This is a genomic window from Noviherbaspirillum suwonense (assembly GCF_900182955.1).
In the GTDB taxonomy this organism is placed as follows: Bacteria; Pseudomonadota; Gammaproteobacteria; order Burkholderiales; family Burkholderiaceae_D; genus Noviherbaspirillum_A; species Noviherbaspirillum_A suwonense.
The window spans coordinates 150,299-162,242 of sequence record NZ_FXUL01000005.1 but is presented as its reverse complement, the minus strand read 5'-3'; the positions used below and the strand labels follow the sequence as shown (position 1 = coordinate 162,242).

The 11,944-nt window shown below is 66.6% G+C and carries 11 protein-coding genes; 9 read left to right on the top strand and 2 right to left on the bottom strand.

Annotation, left to right across the window (positions count from 1 at the left end):
* The first annotated feature begins 101 nt into the window (after positions 1-101).
* Complete coding sequence (locus QOL82_RS09495; RefSeq protein WP_283442009.1) at positions 102-1,277, top strand: leucine-rich repeat domain-containing protein; 1,176 nt, start codon at positions 102-104, stop codon at positions 1,275-1,277.
* A gap of 7 nt (positions 1,278-1,284) precedes the next feature.
* Positions 1,285-1,701 carry a hypothetical protein gene (locus tag QOL82_RS09490; RefSeq protein WP_283442008.1) on the top strand — a complete coding sequence of 139 codons (417 nt, stop codon included), beginning with the start codon at positions 1,285-1,287 and terminating at the stop codon, positions 1,699-1,701.
* 30 nt (positions 1,702-1,731) lie between these two features.
* Here QOL82_RS09490 and QOL82_RS09485 read toward each other — a convergent pair whose 3' ends face one another.
* Positions 1,732-2,745, bottom strand: a complete 1,014-nt coding sequence (locus tag QOL82_RS09485) for a DUF6352 family protein (protein ID WP_283442007.1) — start codon at positions 2,743-2,745, stop codon at positions 1,732-1,734.
* A 197-nt stretch (positions 2,746-2,942) separates the two neighbouring features.
* On the opposite strand from QOL82_RS09485, the gene QOL82_RS09480 reads away from it, so the two are divergent.
* The 7 genes from QOL82_RS09480 (at position 2,943) to glxR (ending at position 11,127) form a co-directional block, all read left to right on the top strand.
* On the top strand, positions 2,943-4,475 hold the full coding sequence (locus QOL82_RS09480) for an ABC transporter ATP-binding protein (protein ID WP_283442006.1): 1,533 nt from the start codon (positions 2,943-2,945) through the stop codon (positions 4,473-4,475).
* A complete protein-coding gene (locus QOL82_RS09475) occupies positions 4,462-5,523 on the top strand; it encodes an ABC transporter permease (RefSeq protein WP_283442005.1) in 1,062 nt (353 codons plus the stop codon). The genes QOL82_RS09480 and QOL82_RS09475 overlap by 14 nt, the downstream gene beginning before the upstream one ends.
* Before the next feature lies 1 nt (position 5,524).
* A complete protein-coding gene (locus QOL82_RS09470; protein WP_430438459.1) occupies positions 5,525-6,457 on the top strand; it encodes an ABC transporter permease in 933 nt (310 codons plus the stop codon).
* 84 nt (positions 6,458-6,541) lie between these two features.
* The gene (locus tag QOL82_RS09465; protein ID WP_283442004.1) at positions 6,542-7,702 is read left to right on the top strand and encodes a BMP family ABC transporter substrate-binding protein; all 1,161 of its coding nucleotides are present in this window, start codon (positions 6,542-6,544) and stop codon (positions 7,700-7,702) included.
* A gap of 258 nt (positions 7,703-7,960) precedes the next feature.
* Positions 7,961-9,316 (top strand): glucarate dehydratase, encoded by a 1,356-nt coding sequence (gudD, locus tag QOL82_RS09460; RefSeq protein ID WP_283442003.1) that lies wholly within the window; start codon positions 7,961-7,963, stop codon positions 9,314-9,316.
* Positions 9,317-9,406: 90 nt separating this feature from the next.
* Positions 9,407-10,189, top strand: coding sequence for an aldolase/citrate lyase family protein (locus tag QOL82_RS09455; RefSeq protein WP_283442002.1), 783 nt, complete (start codon positions 9,407-9,409; stop codon positions 10,187-10,189).
* Between the two features lie 20 nt (positions 10,190-10,209).
* Positions 10,210-11,127: a 2-hydroxy-3-oxopropionate reductase gene (gene glxR / locus QOL82_RS09450; RefSeq protein ID WP_283442001.1), complete on the top strand. Its 918-nt coding sequence runs from the start codon at positions 10,210-10,212 to the stop codon at positions 11,125-11,127.
* 63 nt (positions 11,128-11,190) lie between these two features.
* Here the strand turns inward: glxR and QOL82_RS09445 are convergent, their stop codons facing one another.
* Complete coding sequence (locus tag QOL82_RS09445) at positions 11,191-11,940, bottom strand: FadR/GntR family transcriptional regulator (protein ID WP_283442000.1); 750 nt, start codon at positions 11,938-11,940, stop codon at positions 11,191-11,193.
* Positions 11,941-11,944 lie beyond the last annotated feature (4 nt).

Sequence of the window (11,944 nt, the reverse complement as noted above, 5' to 3'; positions counted from 1 at the left end):
GCGTCCTTCTTTAACGGCTGGTTCTTTTGGCGAACAAAAGGGGAGTTGTCAGCACTAAAAATCCCCACACCATACGACTCCATCGTCCACCGGACACAATCATGACTGACATAAATAGGGTTTCATCCCGGCCTGGTACGCCTGCACCGGGCGGCAGTGCGTCGAGTTCCACGCCTGCGCAGCAGCCGCCAGCCTGCGCCGGGCAGGCGCTGGATCTCCAGCGATTGCGCAATCTGCGTATTCCTCCGGCAAACCATCCTGACTTCGAGATCCCGGCCCTTCGCGCAGAGGAAAAGAATGCGCGCATTGCCGAGCTCGACATGCGACTTGAATTCCTGCGCACTTACCGCGGCCCCGGCGCCGATGACGACGAGGCGGAGGCGTGGCACGAACATCATGTCGCATCGCTGAAGACAACGCGAGAAGCGGTGCTGGCCTTCATGAACGATGGCCAGTGCCCGCACGGGGATGCCGGGTTCCAGGCGCTCGCCCTGTTTTTGTTGAACAACAGACTTCCAGATGCGCTGTCGTGGCTCGTGCTTCAGTCCGGCGCCGGAAGACTCAATTTGAATCGCTGCGGCCTCGGTGCGGCGCAATTGGCAATGGTCGCTGATTGGGCAAGGAACGTCCCGTTTCCAGTCCGGCTCGACCTGTCCGGCAACCACATCGACGGAAATGGCGCGGCGCTGCTTGCCGGCGCGCTGTCTGCAGACACCATCGCCCACCTCGACCTCGGCAACAACCCGCTGGACGACAAGGGCGCGCAGGCGCTCGGGGCGGCATTGCACGGCAATACCAGCCTGCAGTCGCTGGCGCTTTGCCACACTAGCATCAACAATTCCGGCGTCGAGGCAATCGCCGGCGCTCTCGACACTCATCCGGCGCTAGCGGTCCTGGTCCTGGACGGCAACCGGTTCGACGATCAGGGTGCGGCGACGCTGGCAAGCGCGCTCGGCAGGAACCGGACGCTGCTCCGGCTTTCGGTCCGATTCTCCCAGCTTTCCGACGTGGGCCTAAGCTATCTCGCCGACGCGCTGGCCATCAATACCTGTCTGAGATCGCTCAAGCTTTTCGGGAAGGATGACGAGGAATGCGTGCACCTGCCTTACGCGCTGGCCGGCGCGCTGCTTGTCAACCGGTCGCTGACAACCCTGCTGCTCTTCGTCGCTTCGATGCCGGAGGCCGGGGCAAGGCGACTGGCTGCTGCGGTGGCGGTCAATACGACCCTCAGGGAGTTCGAACTGGGGCTGGGGGCTTATACCAATCCCAACCCATAAACGCGCCATGAAATCGCGTCTTTTTCCGCCTGGCCGCGTTGCACTCGTCGTGAATAGCCTGCTATTCACTCCTCCTGCGCCTTGCCAGACGAAAAAATCCATCGATTTCATCCGGCACGTTATGGATTGGGATTGGTATTACAGGCACAGCGAAGCGAATGCAGTCATTGCCAGCCAGATCAGTGAAAAGGTACAGGCCAATGCGCTGATCGAAGGCGCTGGCCTGGCGCTATCCGAACTGTCGCAGTTACCGGAAGCGCAAGTGCCGATCCCACCCGAAGTCGGCTATCGGATTGCCGCTTTCGCAGCGCAGGCGGCTGCCGATAATCGCCGGCGGGAGGCAATGCATTTCTTGGTTGCGGCCGGGCCGCTGGGCGCAGCGGGGACGGATGGCGCGGACGAATCGAATACGGGCGGCGATTGAGGCCGGTTCCGCAATCATGACGCGCCGGTCCTAGTTTTCCGCCAGCGGCAAATTCAGCAGCAGGTTCTGCGGCTTGATGCGCAGAACCTGGTCTTCGTCCATCGCGGCCGCCAGGTAGACGGGCCGCCCGGCCAGGTGCGCCTGCAGCAGGGTGCTGTCGGCGAAATCCATGCGGAACAGCGACAGTATCCTGTGCTGCCGGGCCGCATCCAGCGGGCGGCCCTGGTACAGGTCGTTGAGCATGGCCGTCGCCTGCGCATCCAGCCCGATGTGCCATGCCCAGTCCGCGTCCTCGATGGCCCGCACCGGGGTGAGCGTCGCCTGCAGCCGGTAGAAATGGTGCAGCCACTGTTCCACCAGCCGGCAGAACGCGTCCAGCCCGTCGCCGCCGAAGCGGAAGTCCAGCACGGTGTCGAAACGTTCGCTGCGCGGCCAGTAACGCTGCGCGTTGCCGCGGTCGAGCACGTCGAGGTCGAGCTGGCGCGGCCGGATCCTGGCCTGCGCCATCAGGCGGCCGAGGTCGCCGAAATTGCCGCCGGTCTCATGCAGCGCGACGGTCGCGGCGTCGGCCAGCAGGATGCCGCCATTGTGCAGGGACACTTTCTGCGGCCGGAAGAACAGCTCGGCGGCGCGGGCGCGCAGCGGGTCGCCGGCGCCGTCCAGCATGCCGCGCAGGATGGTCTGCACCAGCTGGTTGATGAAGAGCGGGGGCAGGGTCACCGTGCTGCGGAACAGCGCCAGGTAGGCTGCTTCCAGCGTCGGCGCGGCCAGCAGGCGGGTGCGCCAGTCGAGCACGACGCGGTAGTTGTCGACCGCGTCCGGGTCCTGCAGCGCCGCCAGTTCGGCCTCGGTCACCGGCCGCAGCGGGTCATCCAGCAGCGCCGCATGCAGCGCGCGCTCGGCCGGCAGCGACTCGGGCACCGGCGCGACTTCGGGGCGCTGCCACCAGGCGCGCAGAAAGTCGGCGCTGGCCAGCAAGCGGCCCTCGGCGTCGCGCCCGGCCAGGTGGAAGCCGCAGTCGGGCCAGAAATCGGGGGTGGTCAATTGTCGCGCTCCAGCGTGCCGCGTCATCGGTGGCATTGAAAGGGAGCGCCATAGTATCGCAGCAGCCGATAGCCGCGCTACAATCTGCCGCCCACCATGAATGTCCCGGTCATTTCGTGCGCCTGGTGCGCATCTTGCTTCTAGGCAGCGAGGCAAATTTACTGTAATTTTCAGCAACACCACGACAGAAGCAAATGATGAATGCGCGTCTAACGCTCACCGGCATTACCAAGAAATATCCCTCCGTGGTGGCCAACGACGGCGTCAGCCTGACCGTGCAGCCGGGCGAAATCCATGCCGTGCTGGGCGAGAACGGCGCCGGCAAGTCCACCCTGATGAAGATCATCTATGGCGCGGTCAAGCCCGACGCCGGGCAGGTGCTGTGGAACGGCAGCGAAGTGCGCATCGCCAACCCGGCCGCCGCCCGCCAGCTGGGCATCGCGATGGTGTTCCAGCACTTTTCGCTGTTCGACACGCTGACCGTCACCGAGAACATCGCGCTGGGCCTGCCGCCGGACACCCGGCTCGACACGCTGGCCGCGCGCATCACCGAGACCGCCGGCCAGTACGGCCTGGCGCTGGAGCCGCAGCGGCACGTGCATACGCTGTCGGTCGGCGAACGGCAGCGGGTCGAGATCGTGCGGGCGCTGCTGACCAAGCCGCAGCTGCTGATCCTCGACGAGCCGACCTCGGTGCTGACGCCGCAGGCGGTGGAAAAGCTCTTCGGCACGCTGCGCCAGCTGGCCTCGGAAGGCTGCAGCATCCTCTATATCAGCCACAAGCTCGACGAGATCCGGGCGCTGTGCCACACCTGCACCGTCATGCGCGGTGGCCGCGTCACCGGCGTCTGCGACCCGCGCCAGGAAACCGCGGCCAGCCTGTCGCGGATGATGATCGGCGCGGACCTGCCGCATATCGAGACCCGCAGCCACACGCCGGGCCCGGCGCGGCTGGTGGTCGAGGGCCTGTCGCTGGCGAAAAGCCATCCGTTCGCCACGGAGCTGCATGACATCGGCTTCGAGCTGCATGCCGGCGAAGTGCTGGGCGTGGCCGGCGTGTCCGGCAACGGCCAGCAGGAACTGCTGGCGGCCCTGTCCGGCGAGGACCCGCGCGCCGCGCACGATGCGATCAGGCTCGACGGCCGGCCGGTCGGGCGCTTCAATGCGGCCCGCCGGCGCGACCTCGGCCTGGGCTTCGTGCCGGAGGAAAGGCTGGGGCGCGGCGCGGTGCCGGAGATGTCGCTGGCCAACAATGTGCTGCTGTCGCACCAGGGACCGGCCACGGTGGGCATGGGCATGGTGCGCTTCGGCGCGATCAATGCGATGGCGGCGTCCATCATCAGCCGCTTCGGCGTCAAGGCCGGCGGTCCGCAGGCGGCGGCCCGCAGCCTGTCGGGCGGCAACCTGCAGAAATTTATCGTTGGCCGTGAAATGCTGCGCCAGCCCAAGGTGCTGGTGATTGCCCAGCCGACCTGGGGCGTGGACGTCGGCGCGGCCGCCCAGATCCGCGGTGAACTGGTCGCCCTGCGCGACGCAGGATGCGCGGTGCTGGTGATTTCGGAAGAACTGGATGAACTGTTTGAAATATCGGACCGGATCATGGTGATCGCCAAGGGCCGGCTACGCGCGCCTGTGCCGGCGCGCAGCGTGAGCCGCGAGCAGATCGGCTTGTGGATGAGCGGCATCGACCATGCCGGCGCAGCAGGGGAGGCGCAGCATGCTGAAGCTTGAACCGCGCGCCGCGCCGTCGCAGCTGATGTCCTACCTGTCGCCGGTGCTGGCGGTGCTGCTGACCACGCTGTGCGGCGCGCTGCTGTTCGCGCTGCTGGGCAAGAACCCGCTGGCCGGGCTGTCGGTGTTTTTCTGGGAACCCATCCGCAACGTGCGCGGCTGGACCGAGATCGGCGTCAAGTGCACGCCGCTGATCCTGTGCGCGATCGGCTACGCGATCTGCTACCGCTCGTCGATCATGTCGATCGGCGCCGAAGGCATGCTGGTGGCCGGCGCGATCGGCGGCGGCGGCATGGCGCTGGCGCTGGACCATGGCAACAATGGCGGCGCCGGCGCGATCGCGCTGGTGATCGTGGCCGGCATGCTGGCCGGCATGGCCTGGGCCAGCATCACCGCGCTGCTCAAGGACCGCTTCAACACCAATGAAATCCTGGTGTCGCTGATGCTGGTCTATGTCGCGCAGCTCTTGCTGGGCTACCTGATCACAGGTCCCTGGCGCGACCCGATGGGCTTCAACTTCCCGCAGTCCAAGATGTTTTCCAGCGGCTTCCTGCTGCCCACGCTGGTGCCGACCACGCGGCTGAACCTGGGTTTCGTGTTCGCCGTGCTCGCCGCGCTGCTGGGCTGGGTGTTCCTGTCGCGCAGCTTCGCCGGCTTCCGGCTGCAGGTCGGCGGCATGGCGCCGCTGGCGGCGCGCTACGCCGGCTTCTCGCAGCGCAAGGCGCTGTGGACCACGCTGCTGATCAGCGGCGCCGCCGCCGGCCTGGCCGGCGTCATCGAGACCATCGGCCCGGTCGGGCAGTTGGTGCTGTCGATGTCGCCCGGCTACGGCTTCGCCGCCATCATCGTCGCCTATGTCGGCCGGCTGCACCCGATCGGCATCCTGTTCTCCAGCTTCATCATGGCGCTGTTCTACATCGGCGGCGAGCTGGCGCAGTCGCGGCTGGGCCTGCCGAACGCGATTACCGGCGTGTTCCAGGGCATGCTGCTGTTCTTCCTGCTGGGCGCAGACGTGCTGATCGCCTACCGCATACGCTGGAGTAAATAGGATGGATACCTTTCTGCTGTTGCTGGCCCCCGCGCTGGCCGCCACCATCAATGCCGGCACGCCGCTGATGCTGGCCGCGTTCGGCCTGCTGGTCAATGAAAAGGCCGGCGTGCTGAACCTCGGCGCCGAAGGCATGATGCTGCTGGCCGCCATTTCCGGTTTCGCCGTCACGGTGGGCACCGGCAGCGCGACGCTGGGCTTCATCGCCGGCGCGCTGGGCGGCATGGCCGCCGCCGCCTTCTTCGCGGTCATGGTGCTGTGGCTCAACACCAACCAGTATGCGACCGGCCTGGCGCTGTCGATCTTCGGCGCCGGCCTGTCGGCCTTCGTCGGCATCCCGTACACCGGCATCAGCCTGAAGTCGACCAGCATGGCGATCCCGGTGCTGTCCAAGATCCCCTTCGTCGGGCCGGTGCTGTTCAACCATCATCCTATGGTCTATATCGCGCTCGTTCTTTGTGCGACGCTTGCATGGTTCCTGAACCACAGCCGCACTGGATTGGTGCTCAGGGCTGCCGGCGAGTCGCCGGAGTCGGCCCATGCGCTGGGGTATAACGTGCGGATGATACGGCTGGCCGCCATCCTGTTCGGCGGCGCCTGCTGCGGCCTGGCCGGCGCCTACCTGGCGCTGGTCTACACGCCGCTGTGGCAGGAGGGCATGACCGCCGGCAAGGGCTGGATCGCGCTGGCGCTGACCACCTTCGCCTGCTGGAAGCCGTGGCGCGTGGTGGCCGGCGCGCTGCTGTTCGGCGGCGTCACCATCCTGCAGCTGAACCTGCAGGGGCTGGGCGTGGCGGTGCCGTCGCAGATCATGGCGATGCTGCCCTATGTCGCCACCATCGTGGTGCTGGCGCTGATCTCGCGCAACCCGGACTGGATCAGGCTGAACATCCCGGCGTCGCTGGGGAAGAACTTCAACCCGAATTCCGCGTGATTTCCCGGTAGCATCTGGCGTAAAATTTGCTACCGGAAAGTGTTTTGAATTTATTTGACCACCGATCTACACCTTGAGGAATTTATGCCTGACCTGAAAAAACGCAGCACGCTCAAAGCCGGCTTGCTGGTCGTCGCGTCGTCCATGATGCTGACCGCCTGCGGCGACAAGACCGAAACCAAGACGGCCGTCACGCCGGCAGCCACGCCAGCGGCAGCCCCCGCCGCGGCCGCGCCTGCCAGCGGTCCGCTGAAGGTGGCCTTCGTCTACGTCGGCCCGGTCGGCGACGGCGGCTGGACGTTTGCGCACGACCAGGGCCGCAAGGCGGTCGAAGCGGCATTCGGCGACAAGGTGCAGACCACCTTCGTCGAAAAGGTGCCTGAAAGCTCGGACGCAGAACGTGTCTTCCGCGACCTCGCCAGCCAGGGCAACAAGCTGATCTTCGGCACCACCTTCGGCTACATGGAGCCGATGCTGAAAGTCGCGAAAGACTTTCCGGACGTGAAGTTCGAGCATGCGACCGGCTACAAGACCGCGCCCAACATGGCGGTCTATGAGACCAAGACCTTCGAAGGCGCCTACCTGGCCGGCGTGCTGGCCGGCAAGACCACCAAGACCAACAAGCTGGGCGTGGTGGCTTCCTTCCCGATTCCCGAGGTGATCCGCAACATCAACGCGTTCACGCTGGGCGCGCAGTCGGTCAACCCGGCCGTGACCACCCGCGCGGTCTGGGTCTCGTCATGGTTCGATCCCGCGAAGGAACGCGACGCGGCGATGACCATGATCGGCCAGGGCGTCGACGTGCTGATCCAGAACACCGACTCGCCGGCGACGCTGCAGGCTGCCGAAGAGAAGGGCGTCAACGCGTTCGGATGGGATTCCGACATGTCCGCCTACGGTCCGAAAGCGCACGTCGGCTCGGCGGTCATCAACTGGGCGCCGTACTACAAGCAGGCCGTGCAATCGGCGCTGGACGGCACCTGGAAGAATGGCGAGACCTGGTGGGGCGTGAAGGAAAAGTCGATCGACCTGGCCAACGTGAATGCGTCGGTGCCTGAAGAGGCGAAGAAGGCGATGGAAGAGAAGAAGGCGCAGCTTGCCGAAGGCAAGGCCATCGTGTTCACCGGTCCTATCGTCGACCAGTCGGGCAAGGAAGTGGTCGCGGCCGGCAAGGAAGCCGAAATCGGCATGCTCAAGGGCATGAACTTCTACGTCAAGGGCGTCGAGGGTTCGATTCCGAAGTAAGCGTTCCGGGCGTCGGATGAAAGGGGCTGCCCGTCGGGGCGGCCCTTTTTTTTGGGCCGGCAGACGTCGCAATGACTGCGGCCGGCACCTGCCGCGGTGAAACCGGGCAGGGCATGCAAAAACGGCTGGTCAATCGCGCTTTCATGTTGTACGATGACCGACATCAAGCAGTCAATCAGGGGATCGAACGCGGCCTGTGAGGCAGGCCGGCGTCCATTCCTGTTCCAGTCATCTCTTCGTGGATACCGAAAGGCCGTCATGCCCGCTAGTCCAACCCTGTCTTCGCCGTCCGCCGCACCCGTCGTCACCGCGATGCGCGTGATCCCCGTCGCCGGCCGCGACAGCATGCTGCTCAACCTGAGCGGCGCGCACGGGCCGTACTTCACGCGCAATATCGTGATCCTGACCGACAGCGCCGGCAATACCGGGGCAGGCGAGGTGCCCGGCGGCGAGGCGATACGCAAGACGCTGGAAGACGCCGCCCAGCTCGTCGTCGGCCAGTCCGTCGGCAATCACCTGGCGGTGCTGAAGAAGGTCCGGGAAACCTTCGGCGACCGCGATGCGGGCGGGCGCGGCCAGCAGACCTTCGACCTGCGCATCGCCGTCCACGCGGTCACCGCGCTGGAAGCGGCGCTGCTCGACCTGCTCGGCCAGTTCCTCGGCGTGCCGGTCTGCGCGCTGCTTGGCGAAGGCCAGCAGCGCGCCAGCGTCGACGTGCTGGGCTACCTGTTCTATATCGGCGACCGCGGGGCGACCGACCTGCCGTACGCTGCCGACCCCGGCGCGGAGGATGACTGGTTCCGCCTGCGCCACGAAAAGGCGATGACGGCCGAGTCCGTGGTGCGCCTGGCCGAGGCGGCCTATGCTCGCTACGGCTTCCGCGACTTCAAGCTCAAGGGCGGCGTGCTGGCCGGCGAGGAGGAAATCGCCGCGGTCACCGCGCTGGCCGGGCGTTTCCCCGACGCCCGCATCACGCTGGACCCGAACGGCGCGTGGCTGCTGAAGGACGCGGTGCGGCTGTGCCGCGACCAGCATGACGTGCTGGCCTACGCCGAGGACCCGTGCGGCGCCGAGAACGGTTATTCCGGCCGCGAGGTGATGGCCGAGTTCCGCCGCGCCACCGGGCTGCCGACCGCGACCAACATGGTCGCCACCGACTGGCGCGAGATGGGCCATGCGATCCAGCTGCAATCGGTCGACATCCCGCTGGCCGACCCGCATTTCTGGACCATGGCGGGATCGGTGCGGGTCGCGCAGATGTGCAACGACTGGGGCCTGACCTGGGGTTCGCACTCGAACAACCATTTCGATATTTCGCTGGCCATGTTCACGCAGGTCGCCGCCGCGGCGCCGGGGCGCATCACCGCCATCGACACCCACTGGATCTGGCAGGACGGCCAGCGGCTGACGAAAGCGCCGCTGCAGATCGTCGGCGGCGCGATTGCCGTGCCGACCGCGCCCGGCCTCGGCGTTGAGCTTGACATGGACGCCATCGACGCCGCCCACCGGCTCTACCTCGGCATGGGGCTGGGCGCGCGCGACGACGCGGTGGCGATGCAGTTTTTCTTCCCGGGCTGGAAGTTCGACAACAAGAAGCCCAGCTTTGTGCGTTAGTTTCAAGCATCAACCTTCAGGTCCTGCCGGGGCGGCATCGCACCCGGCGCGGCCTTTTCGTATGCGCTGTCCAACCTGAAAAGGGGCATCATGGAAATACCTGTCAATAAATTCAAGCGCGCCATCAAGGCCGACCGCCTGCAGCTCGGCCTCTGGACCGGCCTGGCCAACCATGTCAGCGTGGAACTGCTGGCCAATTCCGGCTTCGACTGGCTGGTGCTCGACACCGAGCATTCGCCCAATGAACTGCCGATGGTGCTGTCGCAGCTCCAGGCCATGGCCAACGGCCGTGCGCATCCGATCGTGCGCCCGCCCTGGAACGACCCGGTGACCATCAAGCGCTATCTCGACATCGGCGCGCAGACGCTGCTGATTCCCTTCGTGCAGAACGCGGAGGAAGCCCGCAGCGCGGTGGCCTCGACCCGTTATGCGCCGCGCGGCATACGCGGCTACGCTGCCGCGGCGCGGGCGTCGGACTACGGCCGGGTGAAGGATTACCCGCTGCGCTGCGAGGAGGAACTGTGCGTGCTGGTGCAGATCGAAACCCCGCTCGCGCTGAGCAATATCGAGGCGATCGCGGCGGTGGAAGGCGTGGACGGCATCTTCATCGGCCCCGGCGACCTGTCGGCGTCGATGGGCCATGTGGGCAACCCCAAGCATCCCGACGTGCTGGCCGCGATCGAGGACGCGATCCTGCGCATACGCGCGTGCGGCGTCGCCGCGGGCATCCTGACCGGCGACGAGGCGCTGGCGCGCCGCTATATCGAACTCGGCTGCATGTTCACCGCGGTCGGCAGCGACGTCGGCATACTGGGACGCGGCGCGGAAAGCCTCGCCGCCCGATACGAGTCGGCCCGCCAGGCCGGCCGCTAACCAGCATCAAGGAGCATCAGATGAGCAACGTGGGATTCATAGGACTGGGCATCATGGGCGCGCCGATGGCGGCCAACCTGCTCAAGGGCGGGCACGCGCTGTTCGTGCACAGCTCCAGGCCGCTGCCGGCGGACCTGGCCGGCGCGACCAGCTGCGCGTCGTTCGCGGAAGTCGCGCAGAAGGCGGACGTCATCATCACCATGGTTCCCGACACGCCGCAGGTGGCGTCGGTGCTGTTCGGCGAGGGCGGCGTGGCCGAGGGGCTGGCGGCCGGCAAGATCGTGGTCGACATGAGCTCGATCTCGCCGCTGGAGACCAAGCAGTTCGCCGGGCGCATCAACCAGCTGGGCTGCGAATACCTCGATGCGCCGGTGTCCGGCGGCGAGGTCGGCGCCAAGGCGGCCAGCCTGACCATCATGGTGGGCGGGACCGAGGCGGCCTTCGAGAAGGTCAAGCCGCTGTTCGAGCTGATGGGCAAGAACATCACGCTGGTCGGCGGCAACGGCGACGGCCAGACCACCAAGGTCGCCAACCAGATCATCGTCGCGCTCAACATCGAGGCGGTCGGCGAGGCGCTGCTGTTTGCGTCGCGGATGGGCGCCGACCCGGCCAAGGTCAGGCAGGCGCTGATGGGCGGCTTCGCCGCGTCGCGCATCCTCGAAGTCCACGGCGAGCGGATGATCAAGCGCACGTTCGATCCGGGCTTCCGCATCGAACTGCACCAGAAGGACCTGAACCTGGCGCTGAGCAGCGCCCGCCAGATCGGCGTCTCGCTGCCCAACACCGCGACCGCGCAGGAGCTTTTCAACAGCTGCGCCGCGCATGGCGGCAAGGCCTGGGACCATTCGGCGCTGGTGAAGGCGCTGGAAATGATGGCCAACTTCGAGATCGGCGCGACGCCGCCCGAAAAGTCGGACGGGATGGGGCTGGCGGACTAGGGTCCAGCCAGTGTCCGGGCCGGGTCGTACGACTGGCCCGTCCCGCCGTGCCGCTTCATTCCGCTAGGCCTGGCCGGCCTCGATCAGTTCCTGCGCCCGGCGCAGCCGCTCGCGGCTGTTGCCGAGATGGGTGCGCATCGCGGCGCGGGCCGAGTCGGCATCCTGGCGCGAGATCGCATTGAAGATGTCCTCGTGCTCGCGGCCCACCCGTTCCATGTAGTTCGCCGGATCGTCCTGCGCCAGGCGCGCCGAGTTGATCCGGGAGCGGGGAATGATGTTGGTGCCGAGATGGCTCAGGATGTCGTGGAAGTAGCGGTTGGCCGACGCCTGCGCGATCGTCAGGTGGAACTGCATGTCCCATGCGACGGTTTCCTCGCCGTTCCGGGCGGCATTCTGGAAGCCGTCGAGCGCGGCGCGCAATTGCTGCAGCTGGCTTTCGGTGCGGCGGGCCGCCGCCAGGCCGGCCGCCTCGGTTTCCAGGCTGATGCGCAGCTCCAGTATGGCCAGCACGTCCCGCATCGTGACCACGGTGGCCGGGTCGAGCCCCAGCGCAGGGCGGGCCGCGGGCTCGAGCACGAAGGTGCCGATGCCGTGCCGGGTCTCCACCATGCCGGCCGCCTGCATGTGTGAAATGGCTTCACGCACCACGGTGCGGCTCACGCCCTGGATGCGCATGATCTCCGACTCGGTAGGCAGCTTGTCGCCGGGGCTGATGCTGCCGTCCCGGATCGCATCGGAAATAAAGGCCACCACGCCCTGGGCCAGGTTTCGGTGCTTCCTCGGTGGCGCGGATGGCGCGGAAAGTATGTTCATGGGC

Coding starts and splice junctions, on each gene's coding strand:
- gudD (WP_283442003.1), top strand. CDS start 7,961: ATGCCCGCTAGTCCAACCCTGTCTTCGCCGTCCGCCGCACCCGTCGTC.
- QOL82_RS09455 (WP_283442002.1), top strand. CDS start 9,407: ATGGAAATACCTGTCAATAAATTCAAGCGCGCCATCAAGGCCGACCGC.
- QOL82_RS09470 (WP_430438459.1), top strand. CDS start 5,525: ATGGATACCTTTCTGCTGTTGCTGGCCCCCGCGCTGGCCGCCACCATC.
- QOL82_RS09465 (WP_283442004.1), top strand. CDS start 6,542: ATGCCTGACCTGAAAAAACGCAGCACGCTCAAAGCCGGCTTGCTGGTC.
- QOL82_RS09490 (WP_283442008.1), top strand. CDS start 1,285: ATGAAATCGCGTCTTTTTCCGCCTGGCCGCGTTGCACTCGTCGTGAAT.
- QOL82_RS09480 (WP_283442006.1), top strand. CDS start 2,943: ATGAATGCGCGTCTAACGCTCACCGGCATTACCAAGAAATATCCCTCC.
- glxR (WP_283442001.1), top strand. CDS start 10,210: ATGAGCAACGTGGGATTCATAGGACTGGGCATCATGGGCGCGCCGATG.
- QOL82_RS09495 (WP_283442009.1), top strand. CDS start 102: ATGACTGACATAAATAGGGTTTCATCCCGGCCTGGTACGCCTGCACCG.
- QOL82_RS09475 (WP_283442005.1), top strand. CDS start 4,462: ATGCTGAAGCTTGAACCGCGCGCCGCGCCGTCGCAGCTGATGTCCTAC.
- QOL82_RS09445 (WP_283442000.1), bottom strand. CDS start 11,940: ATGAACATACTTTCCGCGCCATCCGCGCCACCGAGGAAGCACCGAAAC.